Source organism: Burkholderia crassaminum (assembly GCF_964265005.1).
Classification (GTDB): Bacteria; Pseudomonadota; Gammaproteobacteria; order Burkholderiales; family Burkholderiaceae; genus Burkholderia.
The window spans coordinates 35060-60449 of sequence record NZ_OZ183799.1 but is presented as its reverse complement, the minus strand read 5'-3'; the positions used below and the strand labels follow the sequence as shown (position 1 = coordinate 60449).

Sequence of the window (25390 nt, the reverse complement as noted above, 5' to 3'; positions counted from 1 at the left end):
GGCGCCGCGCCCTCTTTCCGACCCCGCATTCCGATGAAACACGCATTCCTGCATCGCGCGGCGCGCTTCGCGCCCGTGCTGATCCTCTGCCTCGCCCCCGCGCTCGCGTGCGCGCAGGCGAACGGCCTGCCCGCGTTCAACGCGAGCCCGGGCCCGCACGGCGGCACCACCTATTCGCTGAGCGTGCAGACGATGCTGCTGCTCACGATGCTGTCGTTCCTGCCGGCGATGATGCTGATGATGACGAGCTTCACGCGCATCATCATCGTGCTGTCGCTGCTGCGCCAGGCGCTCGGCACCTCGACGACGCCGCCGAACCAGGTGCTCGTCGGCCTCGCGATGTTCCTCACCTTCTTCGTGATGTCGCCGGTGCTCGACCGGGCCTACAACGACGGCTACAAGCCGTTCTCCGACGGCACGATGCCGATGGAGCAGGCCGTGCAGCGCGGCATCGCGCCGTTCAAGACCTTCATGCTGAAGCAGACCCGCGAAACCGATCTCGCGCTGTTCGCGAAGATCTCGAAGGCCGCGCCGATGCAGGGCCCCGAGGACGTGCCGCTGTCGCTGCTGGTGCCTGCGTTCGTCACGAGCGAGCTGAAGACCGGCTTCCAGATCGGCTTCACGGTCTTCATCCCGTTCCTGATCATCGACATGGTCGTCGCGAGCGTGCTGATGTCGATGGGGATGATGATGGTGTCGCCGTCCACCGTGTCGCTGCCGTTCAAGCTGATGCTGTTCGTGCTGGTCGACGGCTGGCAGCTGCTGATCGGCTCGCTCGCGCAGAGCTTCACGTAAGCCGCGGAGGACAACGCACGATGACGCCCGAACAGGTGATGACCCTCGCGCACCAGGCCATGATGGTCGGCCTGCTGCTGTCGGCCCCGCTGCTGCTGGTCGCGCTCGTGGTCGGCCTCGTCGTGAGCCTGTTCCAGGCCGCGACGCAGATCAACGAGGCGACGCTGTCGTTCATCCCGAAGCTGCTCGCGGTCGCCGCGACGCTCGTGATCGCCGGCCCGTGGATGATGACGACGATGCTCGACTACCTGCGGCAGACGCTGCTGCACGTCGCGACGCTCGGCGTCGGCTGAACCGCGCGCACGCGCACGATCCGGCCGCGATGTTCTCGGTTACCTACGCGCAGCTCAACGGCTGGCTCACGGCGTTCCTGTGGCCGTTCGTGCGGATGCTCGCGCTCGTCGCGACCGCGCCCGTCGTGGGTCACGCGTCGGTGCCCATGCGCGTGAAGATCGGCCTCGCCGCGTTCATGGCGCTGGTCGTCGCGCCGACGCTCGGCGCGATGCCGGACGTCACCATGTTCTCCGCGCAGGGCATCTGGATCCTCGTCACGCAGTTCCTGATCGGCGTCGCGATGGGCTTCACGATGCAGATCGTGTTCGCGGCCGTCGAGGCGGCCGGCGACTTCATCGGGCTGTCGATGGGGCTCGGCTTCGCCACCTTCTTCGATCCGCACACGAGCGGTGCGACGCCCGTGATGGGCCGCTTCCTGAACGCGGTCGCGATGCTCGCGTTCCTCGCGATGGACGGCCACCTGCAGGTGTTCGCCGCGCTCGCTGCATCGTTCCAGTCGCTGCCGGTGTCGGCCGACCTGCTGCACGCGCCCGGCTGGCGTACGCTCGCCGCATTCGGCGCGACGGTGTTCGAGATGGGGCTGCTGCTCGCGCTGCCGGTGGTCGCGGCGCTGCTGATCGCGAACCTCGCGCTCGGCATCCTGAACCGCGCGGCACCGCAGATCGGCGTGTTCCAGGTCGGCTTTCCCGTCACGATGCTCGTCGGGCTGTTGCTCGTGCAACTGATGATCCCGAACCTCGTGCCGTTCGTGTCGCACCTGTTCGACATGGGGGTCGATGCGATGGGGCGGGTGTTGATCGGCTGGCGGTGAGCGCATCCCGCCCCCTTTGCCCGTCCGTTCCGCCCCCCGTTGCTGGAAAACCCCTAAAGGAATCGCCCGCCCGCGAAAGGTAGCGGAAGGTTTCGCCTCCCTATACTCGTCGTGACGATGCAGCAAGCATCGCGCCAGACGAATACAACGAACGGAGACGACCCGATGCGACCCATCCTGCGCACCCTCGCCGTGGCAGCCAGCCTGAGCTGCGCGCTCGCCGCTCACCCCGCGTTCGCCGACGACGGCGGCAAGATCACGATCATGGTCGGCGGGATCGCGAAGCTGATCTACCTGCCCGCGCGGCTCACGCAGGAACTCGGTTACTTCAAGGCCGAAGGGCTCGACGTCGAGTTGCTGTCGCAGCCGGCCGGCGTCGACGCGGAGAACGAGCTGCTCGCGGGCGCCGTGCAGGGCGTCGTCGGCTTCTACGACCACACGATCGACCTGCAGAGCAAGGGCAAGGACGTGAAGGCGATCGCCGTGTTCGGCCAGGTGCCGGGCGAAGTCGAGATGGTGTCGACCAAGGCCGCGCCGACCTTCAAGTCGATGGCCGACGCGAAGGGCAAGACGCTCGGCGTGACGGGCCTCGGTTCGTCCACCAGCTTCCTCACGCAATACCTCGCGCTGGCGCACGGCGTGCCGTCGACGCAGTACACGATGCTGCCGGTCGGCGCCGACGCGAGCTTCATCGCCGCGATCAAGCAGGGCCGCATCGATGCCGGGATGACGACCGAGCCGACGGTCTCCGCGCTCGAGAAGATGGGCGACGCGAAGGTGCTGGTCGACATGCGCACCGTCGACGGCACGCGCGCGGCGCTCGGCGGCACCTACCCGGCCGCGAGCCTGTACGTGCAGTCGGCCTGGGCCGATTCGCACAAGGCGGAGGCGACCAAGCTCGCGCACGCGTTCGCGAAGACGATGCAGTTCATCCATACGCACAGCGCCGAGGACATCGCCGCGAAGATGCCGGCCGACTACCAGAAGGACAAGGCGCTGTACTTGACCGCGCTGAAGGCATCGCTGCCGATGTACACGGCCGACGGCAAGATGCCGGCCGACGGCCCGGCCACCGTGCTGAAGGTGTTGTCGGCGTTCAACCCGTCGGTGAAGGGCAAGCATATCGACCTGGCGCGCACCTTCACGAACGATTTCGTGAACGCGAAGTAACGCGCTGCGGCGCCGGCGGCGGCGATCCCGCCGCCGTGCGTTCCCCGTTCCGGCCCGGCTGACCGGCCCGGCGTCGCCACGATGCGACGCCCTCCTCACCCGCAGGACGAATGCGATGAACCAGGCAGTCTCCCCGAGCACACCGGCGATCGAGTTTCGCAACGTGTCGTGCCGCTTCATTTCGCCGGAAGGCAAGGCCACCGTCGCGCTGCGCGACTTCAGCATGAGCGTCGCGCGCGGCGAGTTCATCGCGATCGTCGGGCCGACCGGCTGCGGCAAGTCGACGACGCTGAACCTGATCACCGGGCTGCTCAAGCCGGTGTCGGGCGAAGTGCGCGTAATGGGACGCCCGGTCGACGGGATCGATCCGCGCATCGGCTTCGTGTTCCAGGCCGACGCCGTGTTCCCGTGGCGCAACGTGATCGACAACGTCGCGGCGGGCCCGCTGTTTCGCGGCCGCTCGAAGGACGTCGCGTATGCGCAGGCCGAGGAATGGATCCGCAAGGTCGGCCTCGACAAGTTCACGAAGCACTACCCGCACCAGCTCTCCGGCGGGATGCGGAAGCGCGTCGCGCTCGCGCAGACCTTCATCAACCAGCCGGAAATCCTGCTGATGGACGAGCCGTTCTCCGCGCTCGACATGCAGACGCGCACGCTGATGCAGGACGAGTTGCTGCAGCTCTGGTCGGCGAACAAGGGCTCGGTCGTGTTCGTCACGCACGATCTCGAGGAGGCGATCGCGCTCGCCGACCGCGTGTTCGTGCTGACCGCGCGCCCCGCGACGCTCAAGCGCGTGTACGAGATCGACCTGCCGCGCCCGCGCGTCACGTCGGAGATCCGCTACGACGCGCGTTTCATCGAAATTTCCAAGGACATCTGGCACGACCTGCGCGAAGAAGTGCAGATCGGCTGACGGCAGCAAGGACAGGATAGGACAGGAGCATGACCGACATGACGCTTCCCCCCACCGCCATTCCGGCGAAGTCGCTCGACGACGAGTCGCGCGCCGCGCAAACCCGGCTGCGCCGCCGCCGGCAACTGATCATCGGCCTGCGGATCGCCGTGCTCGTCGTCGTGCTCGGCGGCTGGGAACTCGCCGCGCGGCTCAAGTGGATCGACCCGTTCTTCTTCTCGCAGCCGACGCTGATCTTCGCGCAGATCCAGGACTGGATCGTCAACGGCACGTCGCAAGGGCCGCTGCTCACGCAGGTGTGGGTGACGCTCGAGGAAACCACGATCGGCTTCCTGATCGGCTCGGTGGCCGGCGTGATCTGCGGGATCGTGCTCGGCCGCAACAAGCTGATGTCCGACGTGTTCGGCCTGTACATCCAGATCGCGAACTCGATTCCGCGCGTCGTGCTCGGCTCGATCTTCGTGATCGCGCTCGGCCTCGGGATGGCGTCGAAGATCGCGCTGGCCGTCGTGATGGTGTTCTTCGTCGTGTTCGGCAACGCGTTCCAGGGCGTGCGCGAAGCCGACCGCTACCTGATCGCGAATGCGCAGATCCTCGGCGCGTCGCGCCGGCAGATCACCACGTCGGTCGTGATCCCGTCCGCGCTCTCGTGGATTCTCGCGAGCCTGCACGTGAGCTTCGGTTTCGCGCTGGTCGGTGCGGTCGTCGGCGAATTCCTGGGTTCCAAGCAGGGCATCGGTTTGCTAATCTCCACCGCCCAGGGCGCGTTCAACGCGAGCGGCGTGTTCGCGGCGATGATCGTGCTGGCGGTGGTCGCGCTGGCCGCCGACTACCTGCTGACCTGGCTCGAGAAGCGGCTGCTGAAGTGGCGCCCCGCGGCGTTCTGAACGCCGCAGACGGACGCCTGACATGACACTTCCGACCGCGCCGGCGCTCCCGGCGCGGTTCGGCATTTCGGAGAAGGAGCGCAACAGGATGGCGCACAGCCTGCGCGGGCGATTGCTGTGGTGGCTGCTGCTGCCGCTCGCGGTGTTCATGCTGATCGCCGGCGCGATGTCGTACGACACCGCGCGGACCACGGCCGCGCTCGTGCAGGACAGCGCGCTCGTCGCGTCCGCGCGCACGATCGGTGAGGACATCGAATGGCGCAACGGGCTGCCGGTCGCCGACGTGCCGCCGGCCGCGCTGGAGATCTTCGAATCGCCGTCGGGCGATTCGGTGTTCTACAAGGTGATCGACGGGCACGACCGCCTGCTCGCGGGCACGCCGGCGCTCGACGTGCCCGCGCGGCACGGCGTCGAGCCGACGCTGTACGACGCGTCGCTCGATGGCGTGCCGCTGCGCGCAGTGGCCTACGATCGCCAGCTTTACGACGAGGGACGGGTCGAGACGGTCACGGTGGTCGTCGCGAAGACGACGCGCTCGCACCGCGCGATGGTCGCGACGATCTGGCGGCCGCAGCTCGTGCGCCTGTCGCTGATGCTGATGCTCGCGATGGGGCTCGTGTACCTCGGTCTCACCTTCGAGATGCGTCCGCTGCTGAAGCTGAAGGACGACGTGGCCGATCGCGGGCCGATGGAGCTGGAGCCGATTCGCCCCGAGCGGCTGCAGAACGAGCTGCGGCCGATCGTCGATGCGATCAACCAGTGCATCGCGCGCCTGAACATGCACACGGCCACGCAGCGCCGCTTCATCGCGGATGCCGCGCACCAGTTGCGCACGCCGATCGCGGTGCTCGACACGCAGATCCAGTACGCGCAGCGGCGCGGGCACGACGATCCGGAGCTCGCGTCGGTGCTCGACAGCATGCAGCGCAGCAGCCGCAAGATGGCCGACGTGACCGACAAGCTGCTGCTGCTCGCGCATGCGGAGGCGACGCCGTCGACGCTGCTGACCCAGCGCGTCGATCTTGCGGCCGTGGTGTCGAGCGTGCTCGAGGAAACGATCGTGCTCGCGCAGCGGCGCAATATCGACCTCGGTGCCGATCTCGGCGAGCGGCTCGACGTCGCGGGCAGCGACAGCCTGCTGACCGCGCTGGTGATGAACCTCGTCGACAACGCAGTGCGCTACACGCAGCCGGGCGGCTGCGTGACGGTGGTCGCACGCCGTGACGGCGACGCGATCGTGCTCGACGTGGTCGACAACGGCCCCGGCATCCCGGCCGAAGCGCGACCGCACGTGTTCAAGCGGTTCTACCGCGTGGCGGCCGACACCGAAGGCTCGGGCCTCGGGCTCGCGATCGTCCGCGAGATCGCGCAGGCACACGGCGGCAGCGCGTCGCTCGCGCCGGGGGCCGGCAATCGCGGTATTGTCGTGACCGTGCGGCTGCCCGCATACGATTGAAGAGAAGTCGCCATGAAACTCCTGCTGGTCGAAGACAACGCCGAACTCGCGCACTGGATCGTGAACCTGCTGCGCGGCGAGGATTTCGCGGTTGACTCCGTCGGCGACGGCGAGCGCGCCGACACGGTGCTGAAGACCGAACGCTACGACGCGGTGCTGCTCGACATGCGCCTGCCCGGCATCAGCGGCAAGGAAGTGCTCGCGCGACTGCGGCGCCGCAACGACAACGTGCCGGTGCTGATGCTGACCGCGCACGGCTCGGTCGACGACAAGGTCGACTGCTTCGGCGCGGGCGCCGACGATTACGTCGTGAAGCCGTTCGAATCGCGCGAGCTGGTCGCCCGGATTCGCGCGCTGATCCGCCGGCAGGCCGGGGTCGGCACGACGCAGCTCGTGTGCGGCGATCTCGTCTATGCGTTCGGCACGCGCGAATTCCGCTGCGGCGAAACGGTGCTCGCGCTGCGCCGCCGCGAGCACGCGATCCTCGAAACGCTGATGCTGCAGCAGAACAAGACGGTATCGAAGGCACGCCTGATGGACAGCGTGTTCGCGCTCGACGACGAGCCGAGCGCCGACGCGATCGACATCTACATCCACCGGCTGCGCAAGCATCTCGCGGGCAGCACGGCCGAGATCATCACGCTGCGCGGGCTGGGTTACATCCTGCGCATGAAGAGCGCGCAGGACTGACGCTCGCTCACCCGTCGCCGGGAACGGCACGTCGATTCGTAGCACGAAACGTGTGTGACACTAGCCGGATGCCCGGCAGGCCCGCCTTCGCGCGCCTGCCCGATTCGTGATTGTTGCGCGTTCGGTGTTTTCACCGATCCGATTCTTGCGCCCGGGAAAGCGTCGTGAAGGATTGCACCCTCTACGATGCTATGCGTCGGCCCTCTCGCTGTGGCCGGCAAGAGTCGGCATACATTACGTACTGCCAACGACCAGATTTCAATGCGGCAGCTCGGAGGAGACGATCTTGAAACGAAAAACCCTTGCCCTTTCCATCGCGGCGGCTGGCCTGTGCGCCGGCACCCAGGCGCACGCGCAGTCGAGCGTGCAGCTCTACGGCCTGATGGACCTGAGCTTTCCGACCTACCGGACCCACGCCGACGCGAACGGCAATCACGTGATCGGCATGGGCAACGAAGGCGAGCCGTGGTTCAGCGGCAGCCGCTGGGGCCTGCGCGGCGCCGAAGACATCGGCGGCGGCACAAAGATCATCTTCCGCCTCGAAAGCGAATTCGTGGTCGCGAACGGCCAGATGGAAGACAGCGGCCAGATCTTCGACCGCGATGCGTGGGTCGGCGTCGAGGACGATCGCTTCGGCAAGCTGACGGCCGGCTTCCAGAACACCATCGCGCGCGACGCGGCGGCGATCTACGGCGACCCGTACGGCACCGCGAAGCTTTCGACCGAGGAAGGCGGCTGGACCAACTCGAACAACTTCAAGCAGATGATCTTCTACGCGGCCGGCCCGACCGGCACGCGTTACAACAACGGCATCGCGTGGAAGAAGCTGTTCAGCAACGGCATCTTCGCGAGCGCCGGCTACCAGTTCAGCAACTCGACGCAGTTCGCGACCGGCTCCGCGTACCAGGTCGCGCTCGGCTACAACGGCGGGCCGTTCAACGTGTCGGGCTTCTACAACCACGTGAACAACGGCGGCTTCACGAACCAGACGTTCTCGGTCGGCGGCAACTACACGTTCGACATCGTGCGCCTGAATGCCGGCTATTTCCGCTACAACGGCGACCAGGGCCCGCTCGGCCAGCGTCACGACGATTCGTGGACGGTGTCGATGAAGATCGCGCCGAAGGGCGCGCTCGACTACGAGCTCGGCTACCAGCAAATGCGCATCAAGAACGCCGCGAACAACTCCGACGGCTTCACGCCGAACGCGAACCTCGGTGCGTTCAGCCTGACCAACGGTGTCAGCAACGGCTTCAAGGAGACGATCTACGGGTCGGTGTTCTATCACCTGAGCAAGCGCACCGAGGTGTACCTGGCCGGCGACTACATGAAGCTGCACGGCGGCTACACGGTGTCGACGACGTTCGGCGCGAAGAACCAGCTCGAACTGACGTCGGGCATCCGCACGCGTTTCTGACCCCGAGCGGGGCCCGTCGGGCCCCGCCGTACCCTCCATCCGGGATTCTCCATGCGGGCACGCCGGCGCTTGGCGCCGACCGTGCCCTTTTTTTCGTCTGTTCCGGAGTGCCCCGCGGATGCCCGGCGGGCGGCCGCCGGCCGGCCATGCGACAACCGGCCCGAAACCGCTTGCGGCCCGTGGGGCGGGCGATCGCGGCCGATGCCCGCACGATCGGCCCACATCGGCGCTTGACCTGCGCCGACCGACTCGATAGCGTTTCGGGTTTGCCCGGGCGGCCATTGCCGCCGGTGCCGTGAGCACGCCCGACGTCGTGGCGCGCGCGGCCGGGCTCCGATGGAAAAGACGATGCAGAAACTCGATGCGGCCAGCCCGCAGGCGATGTCGACGGATTTCACCGCCGACAACGTCGCGCGCCTGAAGGCGCTGTTCCCCGAACTCGTGACCGAAGGCCCCGGCGGCGCGTCGGTCGACGTCGACGTGCTGAAGGCGCTGATCGGCGAACGCACGGTCGGCGACGCCGAAGAACGCTACGGCTTCCACTGGCATGGCAAGCGCAGCGCGCGCCAGGCCGCGCTCACGCCGTCGACGGGCACGCTGCGGCCCTGCCCCGACGACAGCGTCGCGTGGGACGACACGCGCCATCTCGTGATCGAGGGCGACAACCTCGACGTGATGAAGCTGCTGCACAAGAGCTACGCGGGCAAGGTGAAGCTCGTCTACATCGACCCGCCGTACAACACGGGCAGCGATTTCGTCTATCCGGACGACTTCAGCGACAGCATCCGCCACTACCTGGCGATGACCGGGCAGACCCAGGGCGGCGTGAAGCGCAGCACCAACACCGAGGCGAACGGCCGGTTCCACACCGACTGGCTGAACATGATGTATCCGCGCCTGAAGCTCGCGCATGCGCTGCTGTCCGACGAAGGGCTGATCGCCGTGCACATCGACGAGCACGAAGTGCATGCGCTCGTGCTGATGCTGCGCGAGATCTTCGGCGAGGAGAACGAGCTCGGCGTGGCCGTGTGGGACAAACGCAACCCGAAGGGTGACGCACGCGGCGTCGCGTACCAGCACGAATCGCTGGTGCTGTTCGCGCGCAACGCCGAGACGCTGCTCGAACAGGCGCCGCTCAAGCGCCCGAAGCGCAACGCGCAGCGCATGCTCGACGCCGCGCACGACGCCGTGTACCGCAGCGGCAACCCGAAGGACGCGCAGAAGGCGTATCGCGCGTGGATGAAGGCGCAGACCAACCTGTCCGGCGGCGAGGTGATGTACGACCGGCTGTCGGAAGAAGGCCGCGTGTACCGCCTCGTGTCGATGGCCTGGCCGAACAAGAAGAAGGCGCCGGAAGAGTATTTCACGCCGCTGATCCACCCGGTCACCGGCAAGCCGTGCGCGATGCCGGCGCGCGGCTGGCGCAACCCGCCCGCGACGATGCAGGCGCTGATCGAGCGCGGCCAGATCGAATTCGGCGCGGATGAAACCACGCAGCCGCAGCGGATCTACTACCTCGACGAGAACATGTACGAGAACGTGCCGTCGGTCCTGCCGTTCGCCGGCTCCGACGACGCGCTGCTCAAGACGCTCGGGATCCCGTTCGACCTGCCGAAGCCGGTCGATTTCGCGGCGGCCGTGATCGGCTGGTGCACACGCGGCGACGACATCGTGCTCGACTGCTTCGCGGGCTCCGGCTCGACCGGCCACGCGGTGATGCAGGTGAACGCGACCGACGGCGGCGCGCGCCGCTACGTGCTCGTGCAATTGCCCGAAGCGCTCGACCGCCGCGACAAGACGCAGCTCGCGGCTGCCGATTTCTGCGCGAAGCTGAAAAAGCCGCTGACGCTCGCCGAAGTCACCAAGGAACGCCTGCGCCGCGCCGCGCAGCAGGTCGCGCGCGATTACCCGGAAAGCTATGGCGACCTCGGCTTCCGCGTGTACCGGCTCGACACGACCAACGTGATCGAGTGGGACCCGCGCCGCGACGACTTCGACCATGCGCTCTTCGCGTCCGTCGAGCACGTGAAGACCGGCCGCACCGAAGACGACCTGCTCGCCGAGCTGACGCTGAAGCTCGGCCTCGACCTGTGCACGCCGGTCGAGCATCACCAGGTGGCAGGCAAGGCCGTGCACCTGATTGGCCGCTCGATCGTCGCGTGCTTCGATGCACACATCGCGCGCGACGACGCGGGCCCGCTCGCCGACGGCATCGTCGACCTGCTCGATGCGACCGGCACGACGCACGACGTCACGTGCCTGTTCCGCGACAGCGGCTTCGTCGACGACGTCGCGAAGCTCAATCTCGCCGCGCTGCTCGAACAGCACGGCGTGAAGCGCGTGCGGAGCCTGTGATGCGGCTGCATTTCGAAGCGGATCTCGACTACCAGCGCGACGCAATCGACGCCGTCTGCGACCTGTTTCGCGGCCAGGAATCGTATCGCGGCGACTTCAGCGTGCTCGCGAACGCCGCGCCCGGCACGACGGCCGCGGCGCAAGGCTCGCTCGGCTTCGCGGTGTCGGAACAGGGCGTCGGCAACCGGCTGTCGCTGACCGACGACGCGCTCGCGCGCAATCTCGCCGACGTGCAGCTGCGCGGCGGGCTGCCGCCGTCCGGCCTGCCCGGCTCGCGCGACTTCACCGTCGAGATGGAGACCGGCACCGGCAAGACCTACGTGTACCTGCGCACGATCTTCGAGCTGAACCGCCGCTACGGCTTCACGAAGTTCGTGATCGTCGTGCCGTCGATCGCGATCAAGGAAGGCGTGCACAAGACGCTGTCCATCACCGAGGATCACTTCCGCGCGCTGTACGCGGGCGTGCCGTACGACTACTTCCTGTACGACTCCGCGAAGCTCGGCCAGGTGCGCCACTTCGCGGCGAGCGCGGCGATCCAGGTCATGGTGATGACGGTGGCCGCGATCAACAAGAAGGAAATCAACAACCTCTACAAGGACAGCGAGAAGACCGGCGGCGAGAAGCCGATCGACCTGATCCGCGCGACGCGGCCGATCGTGATTGTCGACGAGCCGCAAAGCGTCGACGGCGGGCTCGAAGGCCGTGGCCGCGAAGCGCTCGCCGCGATGGCGCCGCTCTGCACGCTGCGCTATTCGGCCACCCACGTCGACCGTCACCACATGGTGTACCGGCTCGACGCGGTCGACGCGTACGAGCGCAAGCTCGTCAAGCAGATCGAGATCGCGTCGGCGATCGTCGAGGATGCGCACAACAAGCCGTATGTGCGGCTCGTGGGCGTGTCGAACCGGCGCGGCACGATCAGCGCGCGCGTCGAGCTCGACGTCGCGACGGCGGCCGGCGTGAAGCGCCAGATCGTGACGGCCACCGACGGCGACGATCTCGAACGCCTGACCAAGCGCGCGCTGTACGCGGGGTTGCGGATCGGCGAGGTGCATGCGGTGAAGGGCGCCGAATACGTCGAGCTGCGCCATCCGGAAGGCGAGGCGTTCCTGTCGCTCGGCGAAGCGTTCGGTGACATCGACACGCTCGCCGTGCAACGCGAGATGATCCGCCGCACGATCCGCGAGCATCTCGACAAGGAGCTGCGGCTCGCGGAGCGCGGCGTGAAGGTGCTGTCGCTGTTCTTCGTCGATTCGGTCGAGCGCTATCGCCGCTACGACGAGAACGGCATGCCCGCGAAGGGCGACTACGCGCTGATCTTCGAAGAGGAATATGCGCGCGCGGCGCGCGTGCCGGCCTATCGTGCGCTGTTCGACGGCGTCGACGTGGCGCTCGAGGTCGGGCGCGCACACAACGGCTACTTCTCGATCGACCGCAAGGGCGGCTGGACCGACACGAGCGAGAGCAGCGCGGCGGCCCGCGAGAACGCGGAACGCGCGTACGGCCTCATCATGCGCGAGAAGGAAGCGCTGCTGTCGTTCGACACGCCGCTGAAGTTCATCTTCTCGCACTCGGCGCTGAAGGAAGGCTGGGACAACCCGAACGTGTTCCAGATCTGCACGCTGCGCGACATCCAGACCGAGCGCGAGCGCCGCCAGACGCTCGGCCGCGGGCTGCGCCTCGCCGTCGACCAGGACGGCGAACGCGTGCGCGACGCGGGCGTGAACACGCTGACCGTGATCGCGACCGAGCGCTACGAGTCGTTCGCGGAGAACCTGCAGAAGGAAATCGAGGCCGATACGGGCATCCGTTTCGGGATCGTCGAGGAACACCAGTTCGCGGCGCTGCCCGTGCAGGAAGGCGATGCGCCCGCGCATGCGCTCGGCGTCGAGCTGTCGCGCGTGCTGTGGAATCACCTGCACGAGCAGGGCTACGTGGACGCGCAGGGCAAGGTGCTCGACCGGCTGAAAGATGCGCTGCGCCAGAGCGCGCTGGTGCTGCCCGAGGCGTTCGAGGTGCTGCGCGCGCCGATCGTCGCGACGCTGCGCAAGCTGTCGGGCCGCTTTGCCGTGCGCAACGCGGACGAGCGCCGCGCGATTGCACTGCGGCGCGATGCGTCGGGCAAGGCCGTCGTGTTCGGCGAGGAATTCCGCGCGTTGTGGGATCGCATCCGTCATCGCACCGTGTACCGCGTCGAGTTCGACAACGCGAAGCTCGTGCGCGACTGCGCGGCCGCGCTGCACGACGCGCCGGACATCGCGCGCGCGCGGCTGCAGTGGCGCAAGGCCGAGATCGATATCGGCAAGGCCGGCATCGAGGCGATCGAGGTGGCCGGCGCCGGCACGGTGCTGCTCGACGAAGGCGAACTGCCGCTGCCCGACCTGCTCACCGAGCTGCAGGACCGCACGCAGCTCACGCGCCGGTCGCTCGCGACGATCCTGGCCGACAGCGGCCGGCTCGAGGATTTTCGCGCGAATCCGCAGCAGTTCATCTCGGTTGCGGCCGATGCGATCAACCGCTGCAAGCGGCTCGCGCTCGTCGCGGGCATCGCGTACCGCAAGCTCGGCGAGCGCCATGTGCATGCGCTCGAATCGTTCGAAAGCGAGGCGCTGACCGGTTATCTGCGCAACCTGCGGCCCGATGCGCAAAAGTCGATCCACGAGGCGGTCGTGTGCGAGACGGATGCGGAGCGCGCGTTCGCCGATGCGCTCGAGGCGCACGACGGCGTGAAGCTGTACGCGAAGCTGCCCGCATGGTTCCGCGTGCAGACACCGCTCGGCAGCTATCACCCGGACTGGGCCGTGCTCGCGGAACAGGACGGCGGCGAACGGCTGTACTTCGTCGTCGATACGCCGAATGCGGACGGCCACGTGCCGAGCGAACACGAGCGTGCGAAGCTCGCGTGCGGCGAAGCGCATTTCCGGGCGCTGGTGGAGGGTGACGGCGCGGCGTGCTTCGTGCGCGTCAGGCAGGCGGACGCGCTGTTCGAACCTGCGGTGCCGCTGGCGGGCACCGGGCGGTAAGACGAAGGGCGGCGATGAGCCGCCCTTTTTTGTCGGCTTTTCGACGCGGCCGCGCGTGCTTGCGATGCGCGCGCCTCGCGCCGGTTTCCTGTCTGTTAACTGCCCGTAAGCGATCCGTATTCGCGCGCCTTCGCGGCGCGGTTACGGCTGGTTGCAAATCGGGTCGGCACGATGTTTTCGCGCGACAGCCGCGTTGCATTGCCACGATGAAAAAAGGGCACCGAAGCGCCCTTCCTTCACGTTTGCGTGCCGCGCTTAGAGCGTGCGGCCGAATGCGTGGTGACGCGAATGATGGGTGGACGTCGACGCGTGCGTGGTGTGGCCGTGTGCATGTCCGTGCGTGTGACCATGGCCCGGCTGCACGCCGGCGCGATCGGCGATCGTGTCGGAGCGGTCAGCCGCGCGCGACAGGCCCTTGTCGCGGTCGCCCGCGTGCATGCCGTTCGAGTTGCTCAGCGCCTCGCCGCTCATATGGCCGCCCGACATGCCGCCGGCATTGCCGCCCAAACCGCCTGCGCCGTGACCGCCGCCACCGTTTCCACCGCCATTTCCACCACCGTTACCGCCGGCTGCCGCATACGCGGAAACCGTGCCGAGCGCGAGCAGCGCGGCCGTCAGTACGGACAGATATCGTCGATGTTTCATCTTGTGCTCCCTGTTGTGCGTTTGTGTGACTGCATTCTAGGAATGCGCGCCATTCGCGCCACCCGACGTTGTAAATGATCGTAACGATGCGCGCGACGCGCATTCGTCGGATCAATCAGGATCGTGTGTGAACGGGAAACGAAGCAGGCGGGTGCGGCGCCGCAGCGCCGCCCCGGTGACGATGACGCTTACTGAGCCGGCTGCATGCCCTGCGTGGCGGCCTTGTGCTGCGCGGCCTGCTCTTCAGCATGCTTCTTCGCCATGTGGTGGCCGACGATACAGCCGCCGACCGCGCCGACGACCGCGTGGTGCCCCGCATAGTGGCCGGCCACACCGCCGACCACTGCGCCCTTCATGCAGCCCGCCGCGTGCGCGCTGCCGATCGTGGCCAGCGCAACGATCGCGGCGCCGGCGCACAGCCTGATGTGTCGAATGGGCATCATGTTTTCGTTCTCCTCTTGTCGTAGTCAGTCGAGCCGCTCAATCCCAGCGGCGGCCGCGCCAGTCGCCGCGATCATGCCATTCGTGCTCGCGCCATTCACGGCGGCGCCACTCGTGTTCGCGCCATTCGCGCGCACGCCAGCCGTCATCGCGATAGCCGACCGGCGCGTACATGACGGGCGGAGGCGGCGCCACGTAGACGGGTGCCGGCGCCGCATAGGCCGGTACACCGATGCCGACCGACAGGTCGACGTGGGCCGATGCGACGCCCGAAGCTGCCAGCGCCGCTACACCGAGAACTGCACCGAGAATGAGTTTCTTGTTCATCTCGCGACTCCCTGCACGTGTCGTGCGTCATGTGAATACGGTTCGGAGTCTAGGCACCGGGCACTGACACAGGTGAAACGGGTATGCGAGACCGGTAACGGACGTTTACGGCTGCCCGCAAAGCCTTGCCGGACAAGGAAGAGGCGGCACTCCAGATACCGTTGCAACGCTGCATCGGGCCGGTAAAGGAGGGATTTTCCGCACGAAGCCGGGCGATCGGTACGCGCCGGCGAGCGCTGGAACGGGCATGCGCCGAGAGCGAACCGCCCGCACCATACGCGAGCGATTCGCAAGCATGGGCGTTACGCGCGGATATCGTCGACGCTGCGCAACCAGTGCACGCTGAACAGGTTGTCCGCGTCGGTCCACACGGTATCGGGCTCGAATCCTGCGCGGCGCGCGATCGCATGGAAGCCGTCGATCGTGAACTTGTGCGAATTCTCCGTGTGGATACGCTCGCCGGCGTCGAAGCGGAACGCATGGCCGCGTACGTGTACGGTCTGCGCGATGTCGCTGACGAGATGCATCTCGATGCGCTGCCGTACGCTGTCGTAGAACGCGCAATGCGAGAACGCGTCGACGTCGAAATCCGCGCCGAGCTCAGTGTTCGCGCGCACCAGCAGGTTCAGGTTGAACTGCGCGGTCACGCCCTGCGCATCGTTGTACGCGTCGTGCAGCGTGCGCGTGTCCTTCACGAGATCGGCGCCGACCAGCAAGCCGCCGCCTCGCAGCAGCCGCGCCGCATCGCGCAGGAACGCATCGGCTTCTTCCGGCGAGAAGTTGCCGATCGTCGAGCCGGGAAAGAAGCCGATGCGCCGCGCCGGTGTCGCGGTCAGCGCGGCCAGTTGCTCGGCCTTCGTGTAGTCGGCCGCGAGCGGCGCGACGTCGAGCCACGGATAGGCCGAACACAGTCGCGCGGCCGCGCCGTGCAGGTAGTCCGCCGAGATGTCGACCGGCACGTAGCGCGCCGGCGCGTTCGCATAGTTGCCCGCGAACGCGTCGAGCAGCACGCGGATCTTCTCGAGCGAGCCGGCGCCGAATTCGACGAGTTCCGCATGCGGGCCGACGCGCCGCACGATCTCGGCCGCGCGATCGCGCAGGATGCCGAGCTCGGTGCGGGTCGGGTAATACTCGGGCAGTTCGCAGATGCGATCGAACAGCGCGGAGCCGGCCGCATCGTAGAAGTATTTCGGCGGAATGCTGCGCGGCGTACGCGACAGTCCGTCGATCAGGTCGCGCTCGAACGCGCTCGGCCGCGAATCGCGGGCGGGTTGCTGGCCACCGCTCGTGGCCGTCTGGTCAGACGTCTCGCGCAAGTCGCACTCCCGTGAATTGCCAGCGCGCGGCCGGCGGAAAGAAATTGCGGTACGTCGGCCGTTCGTGCCCGGGCGGCGTCGCGATGCTGCTGCCGCGCAGGACCTGCTGGCCGACCATGAACTTGCCGTTGTATTCGGCCGCGACGCCTGCAAGCGGCCGAAAGCCCGGGTACGGCTCGTAGGACGAGCGCGTCCATTGCCACACGTGCCCGAGCATCTGCCGGATGCCTTGGGCGGGGAACGCGGCTTCCCATTCGAATTCGGTCGGAAGGCGCGCGCCGGCCCATTCCGCGTACGCGGCCGCTTCGTAGAAGCTCACGTGGCACACCGGTGCGTCGGGTGCGAGCGGTTCGATGCCGTGCAGGCCGAACCTGCGCCGTACGCGCGTGGCGGCCGCATCGTCGTCGTCGGGCATCCAGTACGCGGGCCCTTGCCACCCTTCCCGCTGCACCGTGGCCCAGCCGTCGGACAGCCAGAACTCGGGGCGCGTGTAGCCGCCGTCGGCGATGAACGCCGCGAATTCCGCATTCGTCACGAGGCGGTTCGCGATCTCGTACGGCCGCACGAGCGCCGTATGACGCGGCCGTTCGTTGTCGAACGAGAACGCATCGCCGTCGTGGCCGATCTCGACGAGCCCGCCCGGCTGGTGCAGCCAGTGCTGCGCGCCGGCATCGCCCGCGGCCATTGCGCCCGCGTCCGTCCCGTTGCGCGGCCGGAACGCCGGCTTCAACGGGTTGCACGAGAACGCGTGCAGCATGTCGGTGACGATCAGTTCCTGGTGCTGCTGCTCGTGATGCAGGCCGAGCACGATCTCGGGTGCAATCGTATCGAGCAGCGTGGCATCGGCACCGGCCAGCGCGCGCAGCATCGCGTCGTCGACGTATTGCCGGTACGCATGCACCTCGTCGAGCGACGGTCGCGTGAGCAGCCCGCGTTGCGGCCGCGGGTGACGCGGGCCGAGCGCTTCGTAATAGGAATTGAAGAGGAACTGGAAGGCGGCGTCGAACGGCGCGTAGCCGGGCACGCGGCGCATCAGCACGACAGTTTCGAAGAACCAGGTCGTATGCGCGAGATGCCATTTCGTCGGGCTGGCGTCGGGCATCGACTGCACGGCCTGGTCTTCGGCGGACAGCGTCGCGGTCAACGCGACGCTATGCGCGCGCACGTCCTGGTAACGGCGCTGAAGGTGTGATGCAAGGAGGCTCATCGGTTTACCGTTCACGTCGCGATTCGCTGCGTTGCGTTGCCGGAAAAAGGAAAGCCTTGCGCGTGATGCGCGCGGCTGACGTGCGACCTGCTGCTGCGTCGTCGGGCAGCCGGCGCGCGCGCCGGGCCGCGAATGCGGCGTCACTTCATCTGCCCGTGCAGAACAGTATGGTCCAGAAATGTGAATGCTGCGAATCGGGATGCCGGCGAAACGCGAACGAAAGAAAAATGAAAGTGTTGGCTGCGCGCATGTCGGATGCGTGACACACGGGCCATGCTTGCCCGTTCGGGCGTGAACGCCTTGCGCGACGCGCTCGTCGGCGCATGCAGGCTACTGACGCCCCATGACATCCGCGCAGCGATCGTGAGTGAAGGCCTGGTGACGCACGGGTTTGTCTGACGAACGCGTTCGTGCGCCGCCATCGGCACGGCGATGAACCGCCCCGCCCTTCGTCCGGGATCCGCAGCTACACACGCTTCGAAAAATTTTTTGCTCCGATGTCACACACGCGGGGGGCTCGCTCGTCATATCACCGGAACCCACACGAAAGGAGAAGGACCATGACTGCGAAACTCAATCCGTTTGCCGCCGCGCCCGCACTGATGAAGAACTGGATGACCGTATCGGTCGCCGCCGCGCAGAGCCTCGAACCGACGCTAATCGAGCTCGTGAAGATCCGCGCATCGCAAATCAACGCGTGCGCGAACTGCATTAACATGCACACGGCCGAAGCACGCGAGCAAGGCGAGACCGAGCAGCGCATCTACCTGCTTTCCGCGTGGCGCGAAGCGCCCTGCTACACCGACCGCGAACGCGCGGCGCTCGGCTGGACCGACGCGCTCACGCGGCTGTCGGAGGGCCACGCCGCGCACGAAGCGGCCTACGCGGCGCTGAACGACCACTTCAGCCAGGAGGAACAGGTGAAACTCACGCTGATGATCAACGTGATCAACGGCTGGAACCGGCTCGCGGTCGGCTTCGGGCTGTGGATCGAGCCGGCCGATGCGAAGGCCGCCGCCGCGAAGATGGTGGCCTGATGCCGACCCTCGACCCGGCCAAGGGCAGCGCGGAAGAACGGGCCGATGCGGCCGCGAGCTTCGACCCGCTACGCCGCACGCTGATCCGCGTCGCGTACCGGATGCTCGGTTCCGTCGCGGATGCCGAGGACATGGTGCAGGAGGCGTTCATCCGCTGGATGGACGTCGAGCGCACCGAGGTGCGCGTGCCCGAGGCGTTCCTGCGCCGCATGGTGATGCGCATGTGCCTCGACCAGCTGAAGTCCGCGCGGCACCAGCGCGAGACCTATATCGGCCCGTGGCTGCCCGAGCCGGTCGTCGAGGAAGACGAACAGGAAGACGTCACGCTGCCGCTGCTGCTCGCGCTCGAACGGCTCTCGCCGCTCGAACGCGCGGCGTTCCTGCTGCACGACGTGTTCGGCCTCGAGTTCGACGAAGTGGCCACGACGATCCAGCGCGATGCGGCCGCGTGCCGGCAGCTCGCCGCGCGGGCCCGCACGCATGTGCGCGAGGCGCGGCCGCGTTTCCATGTCGAGAAACAGCGCGGGATCGAATTGGCGGAAGCGTTTTTTGCGGCGTCACGCAGCGGCGACATGCGCGCGCTCGGCGCGATGCTTGCCGAGGACGTGAGCCTGCATTCGGACGGCGGCGGCAAGCGCACGGCGGCGGGCAAGCCGGTGTTCGGCTTCGAACGCGTGATGAAGGTGCACGAGTACCTGGCCGAGCTGTTCGCGACGCATGCGTCGAAGCTCGTGCGTGCCGGGTTCATCAACGGGCTGCCGGGTTTCGTCACGCTGGAATCCGACGGCGAGCTGCAGACCACGGCGCTCGAGATCGAGGACGGAAAGATCGTCGCAATCTATGTCGTGCGTAATCCTGACAAGTTGAAGCATCTGCACTGAGGGTGGCGGGATCGCGCGCCGTGCGCATGCACGGCCGCGCTGCGCTCCGTCCTGCCGCCCTGCTTTACCGGCCGCCGGTTCGTGCTCGTGCGATCAATACGTCCCGGCCACGAGGTTGCGGATCACGATCATCAGGAAGCCGAGCAACGGCGTCGCGACCGCGAAACCGGTCGCCGCGAGCCAGTTCGTGCCGCCCTGCGCTTCCAGCAGCGCGAGAAACGATTCGCGGGACGTCGCGTTCGGGCGCAGCTTGTCGATCTTGCGCTCGACGTGCGCCTTGTAGATGCCGTTCCCGTACCAGCCGAGCGACACCGCGATCCCGATCGTGACCGGGTCGAGCGTGCTCGATTCGAAGTACTTCGGGAAGAACAGCAGCTCGACCAGCGTGATCGCGAGCGACGCGCCAAGGACGGCCGACGCCTGCCAGTACATGCATCGATACGCCATCCAGACCGGGCCCAGGAAACAGGCTGCCCAGTTCCACGACTGCCGGTTCTTTCGCGACGCGGCGAGCGTCCATTTCTTCTCGAACCAGGGGGCTTTCTTGCCGACGTAAGCGGCGATTTCGTCGTTGCTTGCGGACGATGTGGCGGTTGTGACGTCGGACATGGTCGTGTGCTCTCAGTCGCGCGGGTCGCGCGTCGTTGTTTTGATACGTTGGAAATCGGGCGACGGCCGGAACAGCCGCTTCGATGCGCACACGATTCTACGCGCGGCGTAGCGGCCGTTGTATGGCGAATCGAGGTGTCGGTGAGGAAGGATGCGATGCCGTGGATCACGCAACGCATCGGGGCGACATGCGTTGTTTCGGCCGGAAAAAGAAAAACGCCACGCGAAGTTGCCGCGTGGCGTTTGTATGTTGGCGAGCCGCATTGCCTGTAGGCAAGTTGTGCTGCCAGACCCCTTCATTTTGTTCGTTGGTAGGCTCGATTGGATTCGAACCAACGACCCCCACCATGTCAAGGTGGTGCTCTAACCAACTGAGCTACGAGCCTAAGAAGCCGCGAATTATAGAGAGGGTTTTTGAGGAGCACAAGCCCCTTCGTGAAAATTTTTTGAATCGGGGTGCGCGGAGAAAGACGATCGATGTTGGATGGCGATGCCAGGGACGCTGGCTTCACTGCTTCGCATCACAGCAAAACGTGTCGATGCGCTGTGATGTTATCCACATTGCCCTCTGGATAACCCTCCGGCAAGCCTCTGGATTCACAGTGGAACGATTGAGGATATGTCGCCGCGGCTGTGAATCGACGAAAAGTTGTTCTGTGCTGCGCGGAACTGTTCACGCGACACACCCATGGTTATGCATCCTGCTTCCTGTAGAAAATTCAGGATGTTAGGGACGTTATCCACTGTGGGGCACAGGGCTTGTTAACTATCACTACGTATGTATACGAACCCTGTTAACACCTTTGGATAAGCACAGTCCGTCGACTGTGATCCGCGCAGGATATGCACTGCGTGCACCCATCGGACAAACGAAGCGGCAAGCTGTGACGCGCATCGGATAATGGGCAAGCCGCCGTATCTGTAGATCTGTAGAATCGCCGGCATTCAGGATGCGAAGGCCTGGCGCACAGGCTCACGGCACATGACCGATTCTTCGTTGACCCGGCTCGACGCACTCGATATCGATGCCGTCGTACACCGGTTGCAGCAACATGCGGGCGACATCGTGCTCGAGCAACGCGTGTCGATCCCGGAAGCCGAAGTCCTGTGTTGCCGCTACAAGGGCGAACGATTCAACGTGAAGTTCGATCTCGACTACGGGGTGTTTGTCGATCGCGTCGGGAAGCTGTCCCGCAAAGACATCGAAGAGATCGTCAGATGGCTCGTCACGGTGTGAACCGGATGATGAGAAGCACAGGCAGATGATCGATTCATTGACTGCGCTGCAGCGCTCGTACGGTTCGATTGCATCGCGCGGGCCGGGACAGTACGTCATTGAACGCCATGGATACGGTGCGTGAATGATCGATATCTTCCACGGCGCGATGAACCCGAAGAAAGAGCAGAGCGACGCGAGCCGTGCTCGCAACTGGAGCAAGTAATGGGACCGAGCGTTTGCCATCGGCACGGACACGCTTCCACGGCGACAACGTCGACAGGCGTTGCCGCACGCATCAGGCTGCGCGGGCAGTGTGAGCCCGGCGAACTCGTGAAGGTCTCGCTCGACCGGCCGAGATACAGCTGGGAGATGTGGATGATGCGCGCCGAGCTCGACGAGCACGAGGTCGACGCGACCTTGGTCGATCAGGTCGCGCACGTGAAGGCATTTCCGAAGATCGCGGCGCTGGAGCGCTTGCGCGCGTATGTCTGTTTGGCGTGCCTTGACGAACTGCTCGTGCGCTCCGGCGAAGCGCCGTATAAACCGACGACGAAAGAGCAGGCGTTCGACACGTCCATCGTCGCGGCGAATGCCAAATGGCCTAGCAATCACGCGCGATGCGAGCTTCATGGGCTGATCCGGCCGACGCGGGCATCGCCGGATATCGAAACGGCGATCCTGACGATCGACGTGATCCGTGATTGTCACGTCGTGCGAGTAACCAATGGCAGCGTGAAGCATGAATCCGCGTATTGGTTCGACGAAGCGTTTTTGCGCAAGGTGCTCGGGCCGGATATCGACATCGTCGATTCAACGTTCCGGATCGACGATCGGGCCATGTTCGTGCGGCTGTGGGACGCCGGTGAGTACGTGTGTCCGGTGTGCCTGCGGGAGGTGTTGAAACGTAGCGGCCTGGGCGATGGCAACGCGACAGCCTGACCCGAACGATGCGACGGCGGCCGGCGCAATCCGCATGACGAATCGTGCCGCGCGTGTTGCGGTCATGCCCCTGTTCCTGGTCCGACGATTAGCGTTAATGCCCTGATTAAACGGTAGAATCTCGCGCGACTGAGTCACAGACACCATCCGAGGGTGCTGAAATAAAAAAGGGCTGCATCATGAACGTGCCGGACGTCGGCGCCGCGCTTCGCGGTGGATTGCTTCAGCAGGACCGTTTGCTCAAGTTGGATACGCCGCTGGGAGCCAACGTACTCGCGGTACAGCGCGCGATCGGCCGATCGCGGATCGGACGAGACTATTCGTTCACGCTCGATGTCGTCGCGGGCAATGACGATCTCGAACTCAAGAAGCTGATCGCGCAACCGGCCACGCTATGGATTCAGCAGGCGAACAATGCGTACCGGCCCGTCAGCGGCTACATCTACACCGCGCGCCGGCTTGGCGCGAATGGCGGGGTGACGACCTATCAGCTCGAACTGCACGCGTGGATGCATGTCCTGCGGTTCCGCCGCGACGAGAAAATCTGGATCGACAAGAACGCAGAGGACATTATTTCCGATGTGCTCGACGTGCATCCGGAGGCGCGCGGACGGTTCCGGTTTGTGTTGTCGCAGCCATTGGAGAACCGGTCGTATACGCGGCAAAGCGAGACGGACTGGAACTTCGTGCACCGGCTGATGGAAGATGAGGGGCTGTACGGCGCGTGGCAGCAGGCCGACGACGGCAAGTCGCATACGCTCGTCATCACCGACAACCTGCAGGCGTTCGCGCCGCTGTCGCCGGAAACCGTGCGCTTCTATAGCGGCGGCGTGGGCAGCGAGGCCGACGCGTTCACGCAATGGTCGGGCACGCGCACGCTGCAGAGCGTGACGCGTACGACGCGCACGTTCGACTACAAGAATCCTTCGCAGTCGGCGAACCCGAAGGGCACATCGCTGCCGACGATGGGCGGCCAGGGCGAGTTGCCGGATCAGCTCGAAGTCTACGAATACACGGGCGCCTATACGTATCTCGACCAGACGCGCGGCGACCATCTGACCAAGGTGCGGATGGAGGAGTGGGAGTCGCAGGCGAAGCGCTTTCATGGCGCGGGCGGCGTGCGTGCGATCGATGCGGGCCGGCGCTTCACGCTGGCCGACCACCCTGCGCACGAACGCGATTCCGCCGATCAGCGCGAGTTCGCCGCGATCGGTGTTTCCTGGTGGATCGAGAACAACTTGCCCGTATCGGGCACCGACTCGGATTTCCCGCATAGCCTGGGTCGTGCGCTCGGTCAGGTGCGCGCGCGATACGAAAACACCCCCGGCCTTCAGGTATCGCACGGAGACGGGTCGGTCGGCTTCTATCTCGTTGAGGTCGACGCGCAACGCGTGAGCGTGCCGTATCGCAGCCCGTTCGAACACAGCAAGCCCGAGATGCATCTCGAGACGGCGATCGTCGTCGGGCCGCAGGGCGAAGAGGTGTATACCGACGCGCTGAACCGGATCCGCGTGCAGTTCGTGTGGGACCGGATCAATCCGGGCAACGAGAACGCATCGTGCTGGGTGCGCGTCGTGCAGTCGGACAGCGGCGGCGGTTACGGCGGCGTGCATGTGCCGCGTATCGGCGAGGAAGTGCTGATCGACTACGTCGGTGGCGACTGCGACCGGCCGCTGGCGGTCGGGCGCGTGTACAACGGCGCGAACCAGCCGCAGTGGCATACCGACGGGATCCTGTCGGGCTATCGATCGAAAGAGTATTCGGGCAGCGGCTACAACCAGCTCGTGATGGACGACGCAACCGGGCAGAACCGCGTGCAGCTGATGAGCAGCAGCGCGAACAGCCTGCTGCATCTCGGCTACATCATCGACCACAACGCCAATTCACGCGGGTCGTATCTCGGCAGCGGCTTCGACCTGCGCTCCGATGCGTATGGCGCGGTGCGGGCGAGCCAGGGCCTGTACGTGACGACGCATCCGAAGGCGGCGAACAGCCAGCCGCTCGATGTGAAGGAAGCGCAGCAGCAGCTCGTGACGGGCGAGAGCCTCGTCGAGGCGATGTCGAGCGTGAGCGAACAGCATCAGGCGGAAAGCCTGAAGGACGCGCAGGACACGATGCGCGCGTTTGCCGACGCAACGCAGAACAGCGCGTCGGGCGGCGCATCAGGCGGACGCACGGCCGGCGGTGGCACGGGCAGCGCGAACGCATTCAAGGAACCGGTGATGCTGTTCGGCAGCCCGTCGGGGATCGGGCTGGCGACGCAGCAGTCGGTGCATGTGGCCGCGCAGGACCACGTGAACGTCGCGAGCGGGCAGAGCGTGCATATCGCAACCGGCAAGTCGCTGGTGGCGAGTATCGGGCAGAAGCTGAGCCTGTTCGCGCAGAACGCGGGGATGAAGCTGTTCGCGGGCAAGGGCAAGGTGGAGATCCAGGCGCAGGCGGACAACATCGAAGTGACCGCGCAGAAGGCGGTGAAGGTGGTGTCGTCGACGGACCGGATCGAGATCGCGGCCGACCAGGGGATCCTGCTGACGAGCGGCGGCGCGTACATCCGGATCCAGGGTGGAAACGTCGAGGTTCATGCGCCGGGCAAGGTCGATATCAAGGGCGCTTCGCATACGTTCGCGGGGCCGACGAGCATGGCTTATCCGCTGCCGGCGTTGCCGACTTCCGTACACGCGGCCGCGCTGCAATACCAGTATCACGACAACGAGCCGGTGCAGGGCGCGAAGTACGTCGCGACGCTGTCCGATGGCGCCACGCGCGAAGGCGTGCTGGATTCGCAGGGACGGATGCATCTGGAGAACGTGCCGGCCGGCGCGATCAAGGTCGAACTCGGGCCGGACGCGCGGCCGTATGCGCGCAAGGACAAGACCACCAATCCCGACTACAAGGGAGAAAGCCTCACCGAAGCCGACATCGACGCAATCATCAACAAGCACGGGGGAGCGTGAG

22 protein-coding genes and 1 tRNA gene are annotated in these 25390 nt (G+C 66.2%); 16 read left to right on the top strand and 7 right to left on the bottom strand.

Annotated elements, in window-relative coordinates; genetic code table 11:
- The first annotated feature begins 33 nt into the window (after window positions 1-33).
- The 11 genes from fliP (at window position 34) to ACPTTF_RS00165 (ending at window position 13814) form a co-directional block, all read left to right on the top strand.
- Window positions 34-795, top strand: a complete 762-nt coding sequence (fliP, locus tag ACPTTF_RS00215) for a flagellar type III secretion system pore protein FliP (RefSeq protein WP_166963989.1) — start codon at window positions 34-36, stop codon at window positions 793-795.
- Window positions 796-815: 20 nt separating this feature from the next.
- Complete coding sequence (gene fliQ, locus ACPTTF_RS00210; RefSeq protein ID WP_166963991.1) at window positions 816-1088, top strand: flagellar biosynthesis protein FliQ; 273 nt, start codon at window positions 816-818, stop codon at window positions 1086-1088.
- Between the two features lie 29 nt (window positions 1089-1117).
- Complete coding sequence (gene fliR, locus ACPTTF_RS00205) at window positions 1118-1900, top strand: flagellar biosynthetic protein FliR (RefSeq protein ID WP_166963992.1); 783 nt, start codon at window positions 1118-1120, stop codon at window positions 1898-1900.
- 165 nt (window positions 1901-2065) lie between these two features.
- Window positions 2066-3070 carry an ABC transporter substrate-binding protein gene (locus ACPTTF_RS00200; RefSeq protein ID WP_166963994.1) on the top strand — a complete coding sequence of 335 codons (1005 nt, stop codon included), beginning with the start codon at window positions 2066-2068 and terminating at the stop codon, window positions 3068-3070.
- Window positions 3071-3185: 115 nt separating this feature from the next.
- A complete protein-coding gene (locus tag ACPTTF_RS00195) occupies window positions 3186-3983 on the top strand; it encodes an ABC transporter ATP-binding protein (RefSeq protein WP_040142661.1) in 798 nt (265 codons plus the stop codon).
- A 29-nt stretch (window positions 3984-4012) separates the two neighbouring features.
- Entirely contained in the window at window positions 4013-4870 is an 858-nt protein-coding gene (locus ACPTTF_RS00190; protein ID WP_166963995.1) for an ABC transporter permease, read from the top strand.
- Window positions 4871-4958: 88 nt separating this feature from the next.
- Window positions 4959-6326 carry a sensor histidine kinase gene (locus ACPTTF_RS00185; protein WP_166964049.1) on the top strand — a complete coding sequence of 456 codons (1368 nt, stop codon included), beginning with the start codon at window positions 4959-4961 and terminating at the stop codon, window positions 6324-6326.
- Between the two features lie 12 nt (window positions 6327-6338).
- On the top strand, window positions 6339-7016 hold the full coding sequence (locus tag ACPTTF_RS00180; RefSeq protein WP_047851516.1) for a response regulator: 678 nt from the start codon (window positions 6339-6341) through the stop codon (window positions 7014-7016).
- A gap of 286 nt (window positions 7017-7302) precedes the next feature.
- Entirely contained in the window at window positions 7303-8433 is a 1131-nt protein-coding gene (locus tag ACPTTF_RS00175; protein ID WP_423369953.1) for a porin, read from the top strand.
- A gap of 336 nt (window positions 8434-8769) precedes the next feature.
- Complete coding sequence (locus ACPTTF_RS00170; RefSeq protein ID WP_423369952.1) at window positions 8770-10788, top strand: site-specific DNA-methyltransferase; 2019 nt, start codon at window positions 8770-8772, stop codon at window positions 10786-10788.
- The gene (locus ACPTTF_RS00165; protein ID WP_423369951.1) at window positions 10788-13814 is read left to right on the top strand and encodes a type III restriction-modification system endonuclease; all 3027 of its coding nucleotides are present in this window, start codon (window positions 10788-10790) and stop codon (window positions 13812-13814) included. The genes ACPTTF_RS00170 and ACPTTF_RS00165 overlap by 1 nt, the downstream gene beginning before the upstream one ends.
- Window positions 13815-14069: 255 nt before the next feature.
- On the opposite strand, the gene ACPTTF_RS00160 is transcribed toward ACPTTF_RS00165, so the two are convergent.
- From ACPTTF_RS00160 to egtB, 5 genes are all read right to left on the bottom strand, one after another.
- Window positions 14070-14459: a hypothetical protein gene (locus ACPTTF_RS00160; protein ID WP_166964004.1), complete on the bottom strand. Its 390-nt coding sequence runs from the start codon at window positions 14457-14459 to the stop codon at window positions 14070-14072.
- 188 nt (window positions 14460-14647) lie between these two features.
- Window positions 14648-14902 (bottom strand): hypothetical protein, encoded by a 255-nt coding sequence (locus ACPTTF_RS00155; RefSeq protein ID WP_166964006.1) that lies wholly within the window; start codon window positions 14900-14902, stop codon window positions 14648-14650.
- Window positions 14903-14939: 37 nt separating this feature from the next.
- Window positions 14940-15227: a hypothetical protein gene (locus ACPTTF_RS00150; RefSeq protein ID WP_166964007.1), complete on the bottom strand. Its 288-nt coding sequence runs from the start codon at window positions 15225-15227 to the stop codon at window positions 14940-14942.
- A 302-nt stretch (window positions 15228-15529) separates the two neighbouring features.
- Complete coding sequence (egtD, locus tag ACPTTF_RS00145; RefSeq protein WP_423369950.1) at window positions 15530-16543, bottom strand: L-histidine N(alpha)-methyltransferase; 1014 nt, start codon at window positions 16541-16543, stop codon at window positions 15530-15532.
- Window positions 16527-17750: an ergothioneine biosynthesis protein EgtB gene (gene egtB / locus ACPTTF_RS00140; RefSeq protein ID WP_423369949.1), complete on the bottom strand. Its 1224-nt coding sequence runs from the start codon at window positions 17748-17750 to the stop codon at window positions 16527-16529. Before egtB ends, egtD begins: the two co-directional genes overlap by 17 nt.
- A gap of 560 nt (window positions 17751-18310) precedes the next feature.
- Here egtB and ACPTTF_RS00135 point away from each other — a divergent pair.
- A complete protein-coding gene (locus ACPTTF_RS00135; RefSeq protein WP_423369948.1) occupies window positions 18311-18787 on the top strand; it encodes a carboxymuconolactone decarboxylase family protein in 477 nt (158 codons plus the stop codon).
- A complete protein-coding gene (locus ACPTTF_RS00130; protein ID WP_166964015.1) occupies window positions 18787-19668 on the top strand; it encodes a sigma-70 family RNA polymerase sigma factor in 882 nt (293 codons plus the stop codon). The genes ACPTTF_RS00135 and ACPTTF_RS00130 overlap by 1 nt, the downstream gene beginning before the upstream one ends.
- A 93-nt stretch (window positions 19669-19761) precedes the next feature.
- Here ACPTTF_RS00130 and ACPTTF_RS00125 read toward each other — a convergent pair whose 3' ends face one another.
- Window positions 19762-20277: a DUF2628 domain-containing protein gene (locus ACPTTF_RS00125; RefSeq protein WP_423369947.1), complete on the bottom strand. Its 516-nt coding sequence runs from the start codon at window positions 20275-20277 to the stop codon at window positions 19762-19764.
- A 309-nt stretch (window positions 20278-20586) separates the two neighbouring features.
- A tRNA-Val gene (locus tag ACPTTF_RS00120) sits at window positions 20587-20663 on the bottom strand.
- Between the two features lie 596 nt (window positions 20664-21259).
- Here ACPTTF_RS00120 and ACPTTF_RS00115 point away from each other — a divergent pair.
- From ACPTTF_RS00115 to ACPTTF_RS00105, 3 genes are all read left to right on the top strand, one after another.
- Window positions 21260-21514 carry a hypothetical protein gene (locus tag ACPTTF_RS00115; RefSeq protein ID WP_423369946.1) on the top strand — a complete coding sequence of 85 codons (255 nt, stop codon included), beginning with the start codon at window positions 21260-21262 and terminating at the stop codon, window positions 21512-21514.
- Window positions 21515-21826: 312 nt separating this feature from the next.
- Entirely contained in the window at window positions 21827-22435 is a 609-nt protein-coding gene (locus ACPTTF_RS00110; RefSeq protein ID WP_423369945.1) for a hypothetical protein, read from the top strand.
- A 179-nt stretch (window positions 22436-22614) separates the two neighbouring features.
- On the top strand, window positions 22615-25389 hold the full coding sequence (locus ACPTTF_RS00105; protein ID WP_423369944.1) for a type VI secretion system Vgr family protein: 2775 nt from the start codon (window positions 22615-22617) through the stop codon (window positions 25387-25389).
- Window position 25390 lies beyond the last annotated feature (1 nt).